General features: G+C 74.6%; 13 protein-coding genes. 4 read left to right on the top strand and 9 right to left on the bottom strand.

Going from position 1 to position 16,805, the window contains the following annotated elements:
* The first annotated feature begins 80 nt into the window (after positions 1-80).
* Complete coding sequence (locus AB0Q96_RS36100; RefSeq protein ID WP_365333132.1) at positions 81-2,021, top strand: NAD-binding protein; 1,941 nt, start codon at positions 81-83, stop codon at positions 2,019-2,021.
* 25 nt (positions 2,022-2,046) lie between these two features.
* Here the strand turns inward: AB0Q96_RS36100 and AB0Q96_RS36095 are convergent, their stop codons facing one another.
* The 5 genes from AB0Q96_RS36095 to AB0Q96_RS36075 all read right to left on the bottom strand — a co-directional run bounded on the left by AB0Q96_RS36095 (position 2,047) and on the right by AB0Q96_RS36075 (position 6,965).
* Positions 2,047-2,292 carry a hypothetical protein gene (locus tag AB0Q96_RS36095; RefSeq protein ID WP_361179164.1) on the bottom strand — a complete coding sequence of 82 codons (246 nt, stop codon included), beginning with the start codon at positions 2,290-2,292 and terminating at the stop codon, positions 2,047-2,049.
* 62 nt (positions 2,293-2,354) lie between these two features.
* Positions 2,355-2,834 carry an NUDIX domain-containing protein gene (locus tag AB0Q96_RS36090; RefSeq protein WP_365333043.1) on the bottom strand — a complete coding sequence of 160 codons (480 nt, stop codon included), beginning with the start codon at positions 2,832-2,834 and terminating at the stop codon, positions 2,355-2,357.
* 47 nt (positions 2,835-2,881) lie between these two features.
* A complete protein-coding gene (locus AB0Q96_RS36085) occupies positions 2,882-4,084 on the bottom strand; it encodes an FAD-dependent oxidoreductase (protein ID WP_365333041.1) in 1,203 nt (400 codons plus the stop codon).
* Complete coding sequence (locus AB0Q96_RS36080) at positions 4,081-5,502, bottom strand: FAD-dependent oxidoreductase (RefSeq protein ID WP_365333039.1); 1,422 nt, start codon at positions 5,500-5,502, stop codon at positions 4,081-4,083. The genes AB0Q96_RS36085 and AB0Q96_RS36080 overlap by 4 nt, the downstream gene beginning before the upstream one ends.
* Positions 5,499-6,965 carry an FGGY family carbohydrate kinase gene (locus AB0Q96_RS36075; protein ID WP_365333037.1) on the bottom strand — a complete coding sequence of 489 codons (1,467 nt, stop codon included), beginning with the start codon at positions 6,963-6,965 and terminating at the stop codon, positions 5,499-5,501. The genes AB0Q96_RS36080 and AB0Q96_RS36075 overlap by 4 nt, the downstream gene beginning before the upstream one ends.
* A 307-nt stretch (positions 6,966-7,272) precedes the next feature.
* Here AB0Q96_RS36075 and AB0Q96_RS36070 point away from each other — a divergent pair, with 307 nt between their 5' ends.
* Positions 7,273-8,268, top strand: a complete 996-nt coding sequence (locus tag AB0Q96_RS36070) for a hypothetical protein (RefSeq protein WP_365333035.1) — start codon at positions 7,273-7,275, stop codon at positions 8,266-8,268.
* Positions 8,269-8,329: 61 nt separating this feature from the next.
* Complete coding sequence (locus AB0Q96_RS36065) at positions 8,330-9,862, top strand: amino acid permease (RefSeq protein ID WP_365333033.1); 1,533 nt, start codon at positions 8,330-8,332, stop codon at positions 9,860-9,862.
* A gap of 154 nt (positions 9,863-10,016) precedes the next feature.
* Here AB0Q96_RS36065 and AB0Q96_RS36060 read toward each other — a convergent pair whose 3' ends face one another.
* Positions 10,017-10,784, bottom strand: a complete 768-nt coding sequence (locus AB0Q96_RS36060; protein ID WP_365333031.1) for a GntR family transcriptional regulator — start codon at positions 10,782-10,784, stop codon at positions 10,017-10,019.
* A 202-nt stretch (positions 10,785-10,986) separates the two neighbouring features.
* Between AB0Q96_RS36060 and AB0Q96_RS36055 the strand changes: the two genes are divergently transcribed.
* On the top strand, positions 10,987-12,324 hold the full coding sequence (locus AB0Q96_RS36055; protein ID WP_365333029.1) for a DUF2252 domain-containing protein: 1,338 nt from the start codon (positions 10,987-10,989) through the stop codon (positions 12,322-12,324).
* Between the two features lie 125 nt (positions 12,325-12,449).
* Here the strand turns inward: AB0Q96_RS36055 and AB0Q96_RS36050 are convergent, their stop codons facing one another.
* The 3 genes from AB0Q96_RS36050 to AB0Q96_RS36040 form a co-directional block, all read right to left on the bottom strand.
* Positions 12,450-13,853 carry an FAD-dependent monooxygenase gene (locus AB0Q96_RS36050; protein WP_365333027.1) on the bottom strand — a complete coding sequence of 468 codons (1,404 nt, stop codon included), beginning with the start codon at positions 13,851-13,853 and terminating at the stop codon, positions 12,450-12,452.
* Positions 13,854-13,956: 103 nt separating this feature from the next.
* A complete protein-coding gene (locus AB0Q96_RS36045; RefSeq protein WP_365333025.1) occupies positions 13,957-14,511 on the bottom strand; it encodes a PadR family transcriptional regulator in 555 nt (184 codons plus the stop codon).
* 32 nt (positions 14,512-14,543) lie between these two features.
* Complete coding sequence (locus tag AB0Q96_RS36040; RefSeq protein WP_365333023.1) at positions 14,544-16,580, bottom strand: NADPH-dependent 2,4-dienoyl-CoA reductase; 2,037 nt, start codon at positions 16,578-16,580, stop codon at positions 14,544-14,546.
* Between the last annotated feature and the right edge of the window lie 225 nt (positions 16,581-16,805).

Genomic DNA, 16,805 nt, shown 5'->3' with positions numbered 1-16,805 from the left:
CTGGTGACGTGTCCTCATTCCCGAACCAGAGCAGGCCCGTTGTCCCGGCGGGCGCCGACGTCCCCGACCTCGTCGAACACATGATCGTCTGCGGTGACGACGTGCTGGCCCACCGGCTCGCGGCGGAGCTCCACGAGATGTACGGGGAGCGCGTCACCCTGCTCGTCCCCGCACCCGTCGGCACGCCCAGCCGGCCCGTGTCCCGCACGGGACGCGCCGCTGCGCTGTTCGGCCGGGTCACCGCGGCCGTCAGCCGCACCGCCGGAGCCGGAGCCGGAGCGGGCGCCGGAGCAGCGGGCCCGACCGGCGCGGGCGACGCGCGCGGCGCCGCCCAGGCCCGCGCGATCCGCGTCATGGAGACCGGTGAGGCCGACGACCAGGCGCTGCTCGACGCGGGGGTGGAGCGCGCCGCCGCGCTCGCGCTGGTCCACGAGGACGACGAGCGCAACATCCGGGCCGCGCTGGCCGCCCGCCGGCTCAACCCCAGGCTGCGCCTGGTCATCCGGCTCTACAACCGCAAGCTGGGACAGCACCTGGCCACCCTCCTCGACCAGGCGGCGGCCGTCTCCGAACCCGGTCTCGACCCCGAGAAGCTGGACGCGGCGACCACCGTCCTCTCCGACGCCGACACCGCCGCGCCCGCCCTGGCCGCCACCGCCATCGCCGGGAGCAAGAAGGTCATCCAGGCCGGCGGGCTGCTGCTGCACGCCGTCGACCGGCTCCCGCCCGCCCGGGGCGAGGTCGCCGACCCCGGCCTGTGCACCCTGGCGCTGCTCTCCGCGACGGCCAGCGACCCGGCCGGCAGCGAGGGCTCCGAACGCAGCGGCGACCAGGGCCCGCAGCTGCTCCCCGACGACGCGGCCGTCGCCGCCGCCACCGGGCGCGGCATCGTCGCCCTGGAGGCCGTGAGCTACGAGGGCCCCGCCCAGGCCACCGGCTGGCTCGGAGCCTCCGTGCTGCCCGTCGGCTCGCTGTTCTCCCGGCGGCTGCGCTGGTCCCTCGCCGGAGTGGCGGCGGCCGTCCTCGGGCTCGCCCTGGCGTCGACGTTCGCCACCGGCGACAACCCGCTGCACGCCGCCTACCTGACGCTGCTCGACGTCTTCGCCATCGGCGACCCCGCCGTGGGCGAGCCCACCAGCCGTCAGGTGCTCCAGATCCTCGCCGGGTTCGTGGGACTGCTCCTGCTTCCCGTCCTCGTCGCCGCGCTCCTCGAAGCCCTCGGCACCTTCCGCTCGGCGACCACCCTGCGCCGCCCGCCGCGCGGCCTGTCCGGGCACGTCGTGCTGCTCGGCCTCGGCAAGGTCGGCACCCGGGTGCTGGCCCGGCTCCGCAGGATGGACATCCCGGTGGTCTGCGTGGAGGCCGACCCGGAGGCCCGCGGCCTCGCGCTCGCCCGCCGGCTGCGGGTGCCCACCGTCATCGGCGACGTCACCGAGGAAGGCGTCCTGGAGGCCGCCCGTATCCACCGGGCCCGCGCCCTCCTCGCCCTGACCAGCGTCGACATCACCAACCTGGAGGCGGCGCTGCACGCCCGGTCGATCAGCCCCGACCTGCGGGTGGCGCTGCGTCTGTACGACGACGACTTCGCCACCGCCGTCTACCGCACCCTGCGCGCCGCGCACCCCGGCGCCCTCACCCGCAGCCGCAGCGTGTCCCACCTGGCCGCGCCCGCGTTCGCCGGGGCGATGATGGGCCGCCAGGTCCTGGGCGCCATCCCGGTGGAGCGCCGGGTGCTGCTCTTCGCCGCGCTCGACGTCAAGGACCACCCGCTCCTGGAGGGGCGGACCGTCGCCCAGGCCTTCCGGCCCGGCGCCTGGCGGGTCATCGCGCGCGGCGCCGCCGGTGCGCCCGCGAACCGCTCGGGCTACGGCCTCGCCTGGCAGCTGCCGCCCGGCGACCTCCTCGGCCCCGGCGACCGGGTCGTGGTCGCCGCCACCCGCCGCGGCCTCGCCGAACTCCTCGGCCGGCGCCCCCGGCACGAGGACCCGGCGGACCGGCGCGAGGACGGGCGGGTGGGCTGACGGCGGCGGGGGGGCCGCCCCCGCCTCACACGGGCCTGCCCCGTTCCACGGCGGGGGAGGCCCGCAGGGCCGCCACGAGGTGCAGCAGATGCGCCTCGTTCCCCGAGAAGCCCGCCTCGCGCAGCGCCTCGTCGGCCTCGGCCATCGGATGCGTCAGCATCGCCGCCGCGTACGGCTCCAGGCGCGGATCGGCGAGCACCGCCTGGGTGGATTCGAGCAGGCGCAGGTATGCCTGGGCGGCGGCGCGCTCACGGCCGGTGATCGTCGTCATGTCGAGCTCCCTGTCGAGTGTGCGGCGGTCGTCCCCACCACCCTCTCGTACGGGTCTGACAATCAGGCCCCTGGCCCGCCGAGGTGGGTCGCGAGGCGCTCCAGGAACGTCTGCTGACCCGCCACCAGCAGGGGCGCGGCGGCCTCGAAGGAGAACCAGCCCACCCGGTCGAGCTCCGGGAACTCCCGTACGGTGCCGGAGCCGCGCGGCCACTCCATGGTGAAGGTGCCCGGCACCACGTCCGCCGGGTCGAGATCGGCCTCGATCGCCCACACGGTGACGGTCTTTCCGTTGGCCTGCCGGATCTCGCCGAGGGGGACGGTCTCCCCGTCCGGCGGCCGGAGCCCGAGCTCCTCCTCGAACTCGCGCCGCGCGGCGGCCTCGGGCGGCTCGTCCGGCCCGTACTCGCCCTTCGGGACCGACCAGGCGGCCGTGGACCGACCGGCCCAGAAGGGCCCTCCCATATGGCCGATGAGCACCTCCGTACCGCCGTCGGCGGTCCTGCGGTACAGGAGGAGACCGGCACTGCGCTTGTCGGACATACCGCCCAGTGTGGAGGAATCCGCGCGCCAAGGGAACAGGGCGCGGGCTACGGCTCGTCGAGCCGCATCACCACGGGTCCGCCCGCCGGGTCCACGTCCGCCGCCCAGCCGGTGGGCGGGCGGACCGAGCGGTGCGCGTCCACGCGGCCCGAGAGCCGCGCCTCGTACAGCACGCGCCCGTCCTGGAGCACCGTCAGGACCGGGCGGAGCAGTCGGCCGGCCGGGCGGAGCAGCAGGGTCGGGGCCGGCCCGGTGAGACGGTGGGGGGAGACCCAGCGCACGGCGCCCCCGGCGGCGACCGGAACGCCCGGGCCGGGCCAGGGCGCACCCGCGAGCAGGTCGAGGACGGCGGCGGCGACCGCCCGGCCCTCCGCCGCGGCCACCACCGCGGGCTCCACCCCCCGCAGCAGGTTCCCGACGGCGAAGACCCCCGGCACGGCGGTGCGGAACGCCGGGTCGACGGCCGGGCCACGGGTGGCGCGGTCGAGGGGGACACCACCGGTGCGGGCGAGTTCGTGGTCGGGGATCCAGTCGCCGGTGAAGACGACCGTGTCGCAGCGCAGCAGCCCGGTCCGGCCGTCCGCCCCGCGCACCAGGACCCCCGACAGGCGCCCCCGCCCCACGAGTTCGAGGACCGTCGCGCCGCGCAGCACGGGTCCCGGCAGCCGCGCCCCGCGCGCCCGCTCCGACACGACGGCCACCACCGGGACCCCGGCCCGGCGCAGGGTGCGCACCGCGTGCCGGGCGACCGGCTCCGACCCGACGACGACCGCCCGGCGCCCGATCCCCTCCCGGCGCAGCCCGAACAGCACGACGGACTGCTGGAGTTCACCGGTGCTGAACACCCCGGCGGGGCGGCTGCCCGGCACCAGGCGGGCACTGCGGGACCGTTCGCGGGCCCCGGTGGCGAGGACCACGGCCCGTGCGGTGATCCGTTCGGGGCCGGTGGGCGCGGTGACCTCCAGCGTCAGCGGCCCGGCCCAGCCGGTCGCGCCGACCCCGGTGCGGACCACCGCCCCGGCCCGTACGGCGGCGCGCACCGCCCGCCGCGCGTAGCCGGGCCCGGTGTACGCCCCGAAGCCGGGGCGCGCGCAGTGCCGCGGCACCCCGCCCGCGGTCCGCTCCCGCTCCAGGACCTCGACCCGGCCCGCGCCCGCCGCCGCGAGCCGGGCGGCGGCGGCCAGACCGGCCGGTCCCGCGCCGACGACCAGCACGTCGACGGCCCGCTCCACCACACCGTCGCCGGTCACCGCGCCCCCTCCTCGAACAGCGCCCGCACGGTCGCCCCGCAGGAGAAGCCCTGGCAGCGCCCGGCCCGGGCGCGGGTCCGGCGGCGCAGGCCGTCCAGGGAGGCGGGCGGCACCGTGGAGGCGAGCGCGTCGCGGATCTCGCCCCGGGTGACCCGCTCGCAGTGGCAGACGATGTCGCCGTACGCGGGATCGCGGGCGATGCGGGCGGCGTCCCGGTACGGGCGGGGGAAGGCCTCGCCGAGGTTCGGCATCGACACCGGGGCGAGCGGGCGTTCGGGCCCGAGCTCCAGGCCCGCGTCGGCGAGCAGGTCCACGGTGTGCCGGCCGAGGGCGAGGGAGGCGGTGAGCCCGGTGGACCGGATCCCGCCGACCGTGACGTACCGCAGCTCCGGGTGGGCGGCGATCCGGTAGTCCTCCGAGCCCGTCGCGGCCCGCAGCCCGGCGTAGACGGCCGTGACCTCCTCGTCCAGGAGCGCGGGCAGGATCCGGCGCCCCTGGGCGCGCAGCCCGGCGAGCCCTTCGGCGGTGGAGCCGGTGGCGGTCTTGTCGTCGAGGTCCTCGGCGGTCGGGCCGAGCATCACGTTGCCGTAGACGGTCGGCGCGATGAGCACGCCCTTGCCGAGGGCACCGGGCACGGGCAGCAGGATGTGCCGGACGAGCCCGCGCGCGAACTTGTCGAAGACGAGGAGCTGCCCGCGCCGCGGGGTGACGGTGAAGTCGTACCGCCCGACCAGCGCGTCGAACGCGTCCGCGTACAGGCCGCAGGCGTTGACCAGATAGCGGGTGCGCAGGACGCCGCGCCGGGTGATCAGCCGGTGCGGGGTCCCGGGGCCGCCGGTCCGCACCTTCTCCACGGGGCAGTCGAGGTGCAGGTCGACCCCGGACCGTACGGCCTGGGTGGCGTAGGCGAGCGGGGTGGTCCAGGGGCAGACGATCGACTCGTCGGGCACGGCCAGCGCGCCGAGCGCCCCCGGCCCCAGGTGCGGTTCGAGGGCGCGCAGTTCGGCGGCGTCGACGAGACGGGTGCCGTGGTGTCCGTTGCGGGCGGCCTTCGCGGCGAGCCGGGGGAGCGCGGCGAGCTGCTCCGCGTCCCAGGCGACCAGGAGCGCGCCGACGGGCTCGACGGGGATGCCGGTCTCCCGGGCGTACGCGGCGAGCAGCCGGCCGCCCTCGCGGACGAGCCGGGCCTCCAGGGAGCCGGGGACGGCGTCGAAGCCGGTGTGCAGGATCGCCGTGTTGGCCTTGGAGCTGCCCTCGCCGATGTCGCCGGACGCCTCGACGAGCGCGACCCGCAGCGAACGGCGGGCCAGCTCGCGGGCGATGGCGCAGCCCACCACGCCCGCGCCGACCACGGTGACGTCGTACGCGCCGCCCGGGTCCGAGGTGTCGGGCAGCGCCCCGCGCCGGGTGACGCTCACGCGGCGGACCCGCCCGGGGCGGCCCCGGGCGCCTCGTCGGCCAGCAGCCGCGCCACCGCCGTACGGAAGCGGTCCAGGCGCTCCGCGGCCTCGGCGGGGGTGATCCGCGGCTCGTACACGGCGGACGGCTTCCATTCCGGCACGGCCTCGTGGACGGCGAGCCCGGGGGAGTGGCCGAGCCGGGCGACCGCCGCCACGCCGAGCGCGGTGGCGTCGGGGAGCGCGGAGACCTCGACGGGCCGCTGGAGGAGGTCGGCCTGCGTCTGCATGAGCAGCGCGGACCGGGTCAGGCCGCCGTCCACCCGCAGCGTGGTGAGCGGCGCGCCCAGGTCGGTCGCCGCCGCCCCGGCGAGCTCCACCACCTGCGCGGCGATCCCCTCGCACAGGGCCCGGACCAGCTGGCCGGGGCCGGTGTCCAGGCCGAGCCCGGTGAGCGAGCCGCGCACCTCGCCGCGCCACCAGGGGGCGGCGAGCCCGGCCAGCGCCGGGACGAAGGTGACGCCGCCGGCGTCCGGGACGGCGCCGCCGACGGTGTCGAGGTCGGCCGCGCCCGTGATCACGCCGAGGCCGGTCAGCCACTGGACGGCGGAGGCGGCCGTGAACACCTGTCCGTCGAGGCAGTAGCTGGTGCGGTCGCGCAGCCGCCAGGCGACGCAGGACACCAGGCCGGAGTCGCCGCGGCGCGGCACGGGCCCGGTCTGGGCGAGCAGGAACGCCCCCGTGCCGTACGTGCACTTCGCCGCGCCCGGCTCGGTCACGTCCTGGGCGAGCAGCGCCGCCTGCTGGTCGACGAGGAGCCCGGTCAGCGGGAGCGGCGGGCCGAAGGCGGTGGTGGTGCCGACGGGGGTGTCGCAGTCCACGACGCGCGGCAGCCGCTCCCCGCCGAGGCCGAAGACGTCGAGCGCGGGCTCGGACCAGGCGGCGGTGTCGAGGTCGAGCAGTCCGGTGCGGCCCGCGGTGGCGGCGTCGGTGACGAAGGCGCCCGTGAGCCGGTGCACGAGCCAGGCGTCGCTCGTGGTGACGACCCCGGCGCCGGTGAGGCTGCGGCGGATCCAGGCCATCTTGGGAGCGGCGAAGTACGGATCGAGCGGCAGACCGGTGATACGTTTCAACTCGGCTTTGTGCGTGGCGAGTTGGGCGCACAGGCCGGCGGCTCTGCGGTCCTGCCAGACGAGGGCGTCGGTGAGGGGCGCCCCGGTCGACGGGTCCCAGGCGAGCACCGTCTCGCCCTGGTTGGCGAGGCCCACCGCCACGACGGGTTCTCCGGCCGCGGCGAGCGCCGCGCGTCCGGCCGTGACCACGGAGTCGTACAGCTCACGGGGGTCGACCTCGACCAGACCGCCGGGGAGGGCGCGCGGGTGCACCGGGGCGGATCCGCTCCCGATCACCCCGCGTTCGGGGCAGACGACGAGGGCCTTGGTGCCCGACGTGCCCTGGTCGACGGCGAGTACCGGGCCCGTCATGCGCGCGACTCCCTGCTGCTGTGCGGTGGGTGGAGGTCCTTGATCGTGGAACCGGTCAGCCTGATGCAGCGGGAGCGCGGCGTCAAGGCTTGGGCGGTGAACCCGTCAGTTTCCGAAACATCGCTGACATCAAGTCAAATTCAGTCTCTGGCTGGATAGTTACGGTCACAGATGAAAGTGGACCGGTCACGTCCAGCGACCTCTATAGTGATCGCCGATCACCGGCCGGGATGGCCACGGGGACTGACCACCCCCTCCGCTCACCTCACCGAGGAACCATGTCGCCCACCCCCCGCACGGCCGCCTGATGGCCGCGCAAGGCTTCCGGCCCGTCTACCACCCGGCGGGTCACGACCATGCCCTGCGGGGCGCCGTCCAGGACCTGCGCACCGGCCGCTGGGTGGCCATGGCCCGGCTCCTCGACGAGACGACCGGCTGGCCCGCGTGGACCCGGCGCACCCAGGTCCTCGCCGCCGTCGCGGCCGGCACCGACGTGGTCGCCAGCTGGCGGACGGAGCAGCCCGACTCCATCGCCGCCACCGTCATGCACTCCCGCGTCGCCGTCGAGCGCGCCGTCCGCGCCCACCGCGCCGGCCACCCCCGTACCCGCGAACTGTGGCAGGAGGCGTGGACCGCCTGCCGGGAGGCCGTCGAGCGCGCCCCGGCCGACCCCGTGCCCTGGGTGTGCCGGCTCGCCCTGTCCTTACTCGACGCGCGGCAGAGCATGGAGGAGCACCGGCTCCAGCCGCCCGCCCCCATGCTGCCGCCGGGGCCCTGGGGACTGCTCAACGAGGCCGAGAAGCGCGACCCGCACAACCGCGAGGCGCACCACCGGATGCTCCAGTTCCTCTACGCCCGCAGGACGGGACCGCTCTCCGAGGCGGTCAACTACGCCCAGTGGGCCTCCTCCTCCGCCCCCGTCGGCTCCGCGCTGCACGCCCTGCCGCTGTACGTGCGCGTCGAGCGCTACCGGCGGGACAAGGGCCACGAGCGCGCGCTCGACCTGCACTGGGTCGCCGAGGACGCCGTCCGCGACGCCCGCCGGGCCATGGAGACCTGGTTCCTCTTCTGCGCCACCGAGGAAGCCAGCCTGCTCGACCTCAACTACTTGGCCCACGCCCTGTACGGCGCCCTCAAGTTCGCCGACGCGACCCGCGTGTTCGAGGCCCTCGGCCCGTACTGGACCCCGCAGCCCTGGGCGTACCGCACCGCCGTCCCCGACGAACGCGGCCCCGCCGAGGAGGTCTTCCTGCGGGCGAGGGCCCGCTGCCTCGGCGCCCCGGAGTCCCGGCCGGGTCCCTGAGGCCGCCCCGCATCTCCCCCCCCACACACACACCCGAACACCCCCGTCCCCGGAGGAACGCATGTCCCGCACCGCCCCCACCGACGCGATACGCAAGCCACCTCCGGTCAAGGACGACGAGGAGGCGCGGCTCAGAGAGCTCGGCTACCAGCCGGTCCTGGCCCGTCGGATGGGCGGCTTCGGCAACTTCGCCATCAGCTTCTCGGTCATCTCCGTCCTCTCCGGCTGCATGACCCTCTACGGCTTCGGCCTGGGCACCGGCGGCCCCGCCGTCATGCTCTGGGGCTGGGCCGGCGTCGGGCTCTTCGTGCTGTGCGTCGGCCTCGCCCTCGCCGAGGTCACCAGCGCCTACCCGACCTCGGGCGCGCTCTACTACATGGCCGACCGGCTCGGCGGGCGCCGCTGGGGCTGGTACACGGGCTGGCTCAACCTCCTCGGTCTGCTCGGCGCCATCGCGGGCATCGACTACGGCGCCGCCCTGTTCACCGGCGCCTTCCTCAACCTCCAGTGGGGCATCGTCCCCACCGCCGGGTCGACCTTCCTGATCTTCCTGGCGATCCTGCTGCTGCACGCCGTGCTCAACCTCTACGGCGTCCGGCTGGTCAGCGTGCTCAACTCGATCAGCGTCTGGTGGCACCTCGGCGGCGTCGCCGTCATCGTGGGCGCGCTCGCCCTCGTCCCCGACCACCACCAGTCCGCCTCGTTCGTCTTCACCCAGTTCGTGAACGACACCGGCTGGAGCAACCCGCTCTACGTCGCCGCGATCGGTCTGCTCCTCGCCCAATACACCTTCTCCGGGTACGACGCCTCCGCCCACCTCTCGGAGGAGACCGCGAACGCCTCGGTGACCGCCGCCAAGGGCATCGTCCGCTCCATCTGGGCCTCCTGGATCGCCGGCTTCGCGCTCCTCGCCGGGCTCACCTTCGCCATCCAGGACTACGCGGGCACGCAGAACAGCGCCACCGGCGTGCCGCCCGCCCAGATCCTCCTGGACGCGCTGGGCGCCGGTGGCGCCAAGGCCCTGCTGCTCGTCGTGATCGTGGCCCAGCTTTTCTGCGGCAACGCCGAGGTCGCCGCCGCCAGCCGCATGGTCTTCGCCTTCAGCCGCGACAACGCCCTGCCGGGCTCCGCGCTCTGGCGCCGGGTCAGCAGCCGCACCCAGACCCCCGTGCCGGCCGTCTGGCTCTCCGTCGCGGTGGCCGCGCTGCTCGCCCTGCCGTCGCTGTACTCCGCCACCGCCTACGGCGCGGTGACCGCCATCAACGTCATCGGCATCACCCCCGCCTACGCCATCCCGATCTACCTGCGGCTGCGGGCCGGCCGGAACTTCGTCCCCGGCCCCTGGAGCCTGGGCCGCTGGAGCCGGCCGGTCGGCTGGATCGCGGTGATCTGGGTGGCCTGCGTGACCGTCCTGTTCTGCCTGCCGCAGAAGTCCCCGGTGACGGTGGACAGCATGAACTACGCCGTGATCGCCCTGGCCGTCGTGCTCGTCCTCGCCAGCGTCTGGTGGTACGTCGCCCGCCGCTCGTACGGGACGCCGTCGGCGTACGGCAACGCGCGCGAGGAGGCGGAGATCGCGGAGGGCATCGTCTGAGCCGGCCCCCGAAGCGGGTGGTCGGCGGTCGGGTACCGGCGGGCGGGTCCCGGCGGGCGGCGCGCGGGCGGGCGGCGCGCGGTGCGCGGGTGCCGGGCCCGCCGCCCGGTCGGGTTCGGGCCGTCCCCGCCCGGGTGCGGCCCGCACCCGGGCGTCAGCCGCTGAACTCGTAGGTCCAGGAGCCCGTCCGGGCCGCGACATCGATGTCCGTGACCTCCAGGGCGTGCCCGTGCTGGTCGCTCACCACCCGGTGGACGCTCAGCCGGGTCGCGCCGCCGGCCGCCCGGTCCGCCGGACGGCCCGCCGGGTCCTGCGGCACCCCGACGGACTCCCGGTGGGTGGTGCGCAGCCCCGCGTGGTGCATCCAGTGGTAGAGCAGCCGCAGGTCGGGCTGCTGCTGGTAGCGCTCGGCGCCGCGCCGGTAGCGGCCCAGCTGCGGGATCTCCGCCAGGGCGGGCCGGGAGAACCAGGACACCGACCGCTGGAGCGAGACCCCGGAGGGCGCGAGCACCGCGTGCCGGTGCACCAGCGTCGGCTCCCCGGGCGCGAGTGAGAGCCGCGCGGCGAGCGCGACCGGCGGGGCCTCCCAGGCGAGCGCGGCCCGCACCAGGGCGTCGGCCGCCCGGGGGCCGCCCGGGAAGGAGCGCCGGAGCGCCGCCGGCGACCCGCCGCGCTGGTCCTGCTCGGCGGCGAAGGTGCCCCGCCGGTCGGTGACCACGAGCCGCTCGTCCCGCAGCAGCTGGAGCGCGCCGCGGACGGTCTGGCGGTTGACGTGGAAGCGGTGGGCGAGGTGGCGCTCGGACGGCAGTCGGCTGCCGGGGGAGATGCGCCGCTGGATGAGGTCGTCCCGCAGTACCGCGGCGACCCGGAGGTAGAGCGGAAGCGCCGCCCTCGGTCCGGGCTCGGAAACTGGCTCGGCCATGTCACGGACCCTCTCTGTGATGCATGGTTCAACCATTGCTCGGTGTGACCACCTGAACCGTGTGGGTGAGCAATTCCTATCATTGGTCTAAACCATTCGGGAAGTCCGGTCGCCGGAAGTGGCCGAATCGGGCAGCCCGTTTTGTAATGGATCGCAACGGATCAGTCGAGGCCGCGGCGCTGGAAGAAGTGGGTGAGGCCGGATGACGACACCGTCAGAACGGGCCGAGAGGGGCCGCGCGGCACGCAAGCGCGTCCCCCGCTCCTCGCACGGGCGCTGGATACCCTCCTCGCAGCGCCCGGACCCCCTGGGCGTCCTGGAACGCCAGTCCGTCGACCGGGTCCCCGAACTCGTCCCGATCCGCTACGGCCGCATGGCCGTGTCCCCCTTCGCCTTCCTGCGCGGCGCGGCCGCCGTCATGGCCGCCGACCTCGCCGCCCAGCGTCACACCGGACTGACCGTCCAGCTCTGCGGAGACGCCCATCTGCTCAACTTCGGGGTGTACGCCTCACCCGAACGGACGCTCCTGTTCGACGTGAACGACTTCGACGAGACACTGCCCGGCCCCTTCGAATGGGACGTCAAACGCCTCGCCGCGTCCATCGCCGTCGCCTCCCTCCAGAACGGCACCTCCAAGGCCAAGGCCCACCGCGCCGCCCAGCTCTCCGCCGAGGGCTACCGCACCCACATGCGCCGCCTCGCCGGACTCGCCGAACTGGAGGTCTGGTACGAGCGGATCTCCGCCGAGGACGTCGCCGGAGTCATCCGCGGCGCCGACCGCAAACGCCTGGAGAACAGGCTCGCCCGCGCCCGGCGCCGCACCAGCCTCCAGGCCTTCGGCAAACTCACCGAGGACGACGGCAACGGCCGGCGCATCGTCGAGGACCCGCCGCTCCTCGAACGGGTCACCGACGTCGACCGGGTCACCATCGGAAAGATCTTCAGCGACTACCGCAGCTCCCTCTCCGAGGAACGCCGACTGCTCCTCGACCGGTTCCACTTCGTCGACGCGGCCCGCAAGGTCGTCGGCGTCGGCAGCGTCGGCACCCGCTGCTTCATCCTGCTCCTCGAAGGCCGCGACGAGACCGACCCGCTCTTCCTCCAGATCAAGGAAGCCGTCCCCTCCGTCCTGGAGCAGTACCTCAGCCCCAGCGCCTTCACCCACCAGGGCCGCCGGGTCGTCTCCGGCCAGCGGCTCACCCAGGCCGCCAGCGACATCTTCCTCGGCTGGATGACCGGACCCGAACAACGCCACTTCTACTGGCGCCAGTTGCGCGACATGAAAGGCTCGGCCGAGGTCGAGACCATGTCCCCGGCCATCCTCCGCGAGTACGCGCGGCTGTGCGGCTGGGCCCTCGCCCGCGCCCACGCCCGCTCCGGCGACCGCATCGCCATCGCCGCCTACCTCGGCTCCTCCGACGTCTTCGACCGGGGCATCGCCGACTTCGCCCTGCGCTACGCGGCGCAGAACGCCGACGACTACGCGGCGCTGAGCGCGGGCATCGCGGCGGGCGTGGTGACGGCGGCGCCGGGGGTCTGAACGGGCATTCCGTTTTCCGGCTCCGGCTCCGGCTCCGGTTCCGGTCCCGATCCTGATCCCGAGCCGCCGTCGGCCCCCCCCCGAGGCCCTCGCATCGGGGCCTCGGGGGACCTTCGCCCGTAGGGCTAGCGGCCCTCGTCCCCGCGGCGGAGCAGCGGCGGCGCGTCCGGCGTGTGCGGCACCGGGCCGAACAGCACCTCACGGGCCACCGCCGGCGCGAACAGGCCCGTCAACGGAGCCGTCAGCGTCAGCGCCGCCCGGAACGGGGTGCCCACCACCGGGTTGCCCGAAGCCCGGTCCTGTACCCGCCGCAGGTACCAGCCCGTCACCTTGTCGGCGGCGCCCGACCTGGCCGCGTCACCCGTCGCGCCCGGCATCTTCTTGTCGGCACCCGCCGAGATGTCCCACGCCTGCTTCGACGCGTCCAACAGGGCCCGCTGCACCCGCCGCGTGGTCGGCGTACGCCGGGAACCGGCCAGCGCCTCGCGCAGCGCGACCGCGGTGAGCGCCGCTACCGCCATGCCCTGCCCGTAGATCGGATTGAACGCGCACAACGCGTCACCCGTCGCCAGGAAACCCGCCGGACGCCGGCCCGGACGGTCGTACCGGCGGCGGATGTTGGACGTCTTCCGGAAGCCGTACACCGGCGACAGCGGCTCCGCCTTCGCGATCCAGTCGCTCACCACCGGGTGCGGCAGCTTCCGCGCGTACTCCTCGAACAGGTTCTCGTCCGTCGGCGGTTCGTCCCCGCGCAGACCCGACAACGTGACCAGATGCCGCCCGTCACCGAGCGGCAGCACCACACCGCCGTACACCTGGCCCGGGTTGGGCACCACGTAATAGCCGAGCGCGTCCGTCGACGCGTCCTCCGCCGGCCCCCGGTACACCCGCGTGCCGTACGCCAGACCCGTGTCCAGGGTCTCCTCGTGCGGAGCCTCCGCGCCGATCGCCACCAGCCAGTCCGGCGCCCGGGTCGAACGGCCCGACGCGTCCACCACCAGATCCGCCTCCAGCGCGCGCGGCTCCTTGTCCGCGCCCGCCCCGCGCTCCCGCACCAGCACACCGCGCACCCGCGCCGCGTCCCCGAGCAGCCCCACCGTCTCGGTGCCGTCGACCAGCTCGATCCGCGGATCCGCCAGCACCCGCTGCCGCACCAGCCACTCCAACTGCGGCCGGGGGCCGGTGTAGAAATGCGCCGTCGCCTCCGTGCGCACGTACCACTGGCCGTTCTGCCACTGGATCATGTCCCGCGGCACGCCCACCTTCGGCGCGCCCAGCCCCCGCAGCTCGTCCATGAAGCCCGGCAGCAGCTCGTCCAGCGCCCGCTGCCCGCCCTCGATCAGCACATGCAGATGCCGGCCCTGAGGCACACCGGGCCGCGCGTCCGGCCCCTCCGGGTAGCGGTCGCGCTCGACGACCGTGACCCGCTCGGCGTGCTCGCTCAGCACCCGCGCGGCCAGCAACCCCGCGAGGCTTCCCCCGATGACCACCGCATGACGTGTCCTGCGGTGACCCAACTCGTCGGCCATGCTCGCCCTTTCACCCGACTGGTCGTGACTGGTCTGGACTGACCAGTATCCACCGTGGGCCAGAGCCGGGAGCCAGTGCCGGGCACGATGGCTCAGTACCGCTTCACCGCTCGTCCTCCCGTGCGGCGGCCGCCAGTTCCGCCAGCGCGTGCGTCAGCCACTCCACCCAGAAGCGCTCCAGGTCGATACCGCCCCGCAGGACCAGGTGTCGCAGCCGGTCCGGCTCCGTGCGGCGGCGCTCCGCCGGGAAGTCCCTCGTCTCGATCGCCAGGTACTCCTCCAACTGGGCCCGGTGCAGACCCAGATGCCGCTCCAGCTCCTCCCGCAGCCCTGTACCGCCCACCACGGCCGCCGCCCGCATCCGCAGCAGCAGCGCCGCGCGCAACGGCTTCGGGTCCTCCGGCGTGTCCACCCAGCCGGCGAGCTCCTCACGGCCCGCCGGCAACACCTCGTACTCCTTCCGCTGCCCCCGCGCCGGTACGGCGGCGGGCAGGGCGCGGATGTACCCCGCCTGCTCCAGCTTCCCCAGCTCCCGGTAGATCTGCTGGTGGGTGGACGACCAGAAATAGCCGATCGACCGGTCGAAGCGGCGCGTCAGTTCGAGACCCGACGAGGGCTTCTCGAGCAGCGCCGTCAGGATCGCGTGCGGGAGGGACATGCAGGCATCCTAGGTTCGGCCGGCCGAGGCCCTCACAGCGTGGCCGCGAGCCGCGTGCCCTGGTCGATCGCCCGCTTCGCGTCCAGCTCCGCGGCGACGTCCGCCCCGCCGATCAGGTGCGCCGCACGGCCCGCCGCGACCAGCTCCTCGTACAGCCCGCGCCGCGGATCCTGGCCCGTGCACAGCACCACCGTGTCCACCGGCAGGACCTGCGCCTCGCCGTCGATCGTCAGGTGCAGACCCTCGTCGTCGATGCGCGTGTACGAGGCTCCCGCCACCATCGTCACGCCCCGGTGCTTCAGCTCCGTGCGGTGGATCCAGCCCGTCGTCTTGCCCAGGCCCGCGCCGACCTTCGTGGTCTTCCGCTGGAGCAGGTGCACCTGGCGCGGCGGCCGGGGCCGCTCCGGGGTGCGCAGACCGCCCCGCGACGCGTACGAGGTGTCGACGCCCCACTGCCGGAAGTACGTCTCCGGGTCCTGGCTCGCGCCCTCGCCGCCGTCCGTCAGGAACTCGGCCACATCGAAGCCGATGCCGCCCGCGCCCAGGATCGCCACCCGCTCGCCGACCGGCGCGCCGTGACGCAGCACGTCCAGGTAGCCCACCACGCTCGGGTGGTCCACGCCCTCGATCTCCGGCGTCCGGGGCGTGACGCCCGTCGCGACCACCACCTCGTCGTACCCCTCCAGGTCCGACGCCCCGACGAACGTGTTCAGCCGGACCTCGACACCCCGCTCCGCGAGCTGCACCCGGAAGTAGCGCAGGGTCTCGTCGAACTCCTCCTTGCCCGGCACCCGCTTCGCGACGTTCAGCTGGCCGCCGATCTCGTCGGCGCCGTCGAACAGCGTCACCGCGTGGCCGCGCTCCGCCGCCGACACCGCGCAGGCCAGGCCCGCCGGGCCCGCGCCGACCACGGCGACCCGCTTGGCGAGGCGGGTCGGGGACAGGACCAGCTCCGTCTCGTGGCAGGCCCGCGGGTTCACCAGACAGGACGTGATCTTCAGGCTGAACGTGTGGTCCAGGCACGCCTGGTTGCAGCCGATGCAGGTGTTGATGGTCTCCGCGCGGTCCGCCGCCGCCTTCGCCACGAAGTCCGGGTCCGCCAGGAACGGGCGGGCCATCGACACCATGTCGGCGCGGCCCCCGGCCAGGATCTCCTCCGCCACCTCGGGCGTGTTGATGCGGTTGCTCGTCACCAGCGGCACCGACACCGCGCCCATCAGGCGCTTCGTCACCCACGTGTACGCCCCGCGCGGGACCGAGGTCGCGATGGTGGGGATGCGGGCCTCGTGCCAGCCGATGCCCGTGTTGATGATCGTGGCGCCGGCCGCCTCGATCTCCTTCGCCAGCGCGACCACCTCGTCCAGGGTCGAGCCGCCCGGGATCAGGTCCAGCATCGAGAGGCGGTACACCAGGATGAACTCCGCGCCGACGCGCTCGCGGATGCGGCGCACGATCTCCAGCGGGAAGCGGACCCGGTTCTCGTACGAGCCGCCCCAGCGGTCGGTACGCTGGTTGGTGGCCGCCGCGATGAACTCGTTGATCAGGTAGCCCTCGGAGCCCATCACCTCGACGCCGTCGTACCCCGCCTCCTTCGCGAGCTCCGCGCAGCGCACGTAGTCCTCGACGGTCTGCTCGACCTCGGCGTCCGTCAGCTCGTTCGGCGCGAACGGGCTGATCGGGGCCTTCAGCGGGCTCGGGGCCACCAGACCCGGGTGGTATGCGTAGCGGCCGAAGTGCAGGATCTGCATCGCGATCCTGCCGCCCGCCCCGTGCACGGCGTCCGTGATCAGACGGTGCTCGGCGACCTCCTCGGCGGTGGTCAGCTTGGCGCCGCCGTCCCAGGGGCGGCCGGCCTCGTTCGGGGCGATGCCGCCCGTGACGATCAGGCCGACGCCGCCGCGGGCCCGCTCGGCGTAGAACGCGGCCATCCGCTCGAATCCGTGCTCGGCCTCCTCCAGACCGACGTGCATCGATCCCATGAGCACCCGGTTGGGCAGGGTGGTGAACCCGAGGTCCAGCGGGCTCAGCAGGTGCGGGTACGGGGTGGTCTGGGGCTGGGGCTGGGCCATGGGGCGTCTCCTCGCGCGGGTCGTCACCGACTGTTGTAGACGACCGGCCGAGGCTTGTGCAACAAGTTGCATAAGGGTGGGGGTGGGATGTGCGCCATGCCACAGCTGGTGTGGGTGGGGGGAGAGACCCGTGGGTTCGCGGGGGCCGGTGCCTCCGCGGGGGTAGGGGGTGTCCGGACTGCGACCTTCACTTCGCTGCGCTCGTTACGGGCGCCGCCACGTCCG

Source organism: Streptomyces sp. NPDC093111, from assembly GCF_040683955.1.
GTDB lineage: Bacteria > Actinomycetota > Actinomycetes > Streptomycetales > Streptomycetaceae > Streptomyces.
Note: the sequence above shows the minus strand (reverse complement) of the source record. Positions and strands in the feature narration are given on the sequence as shown.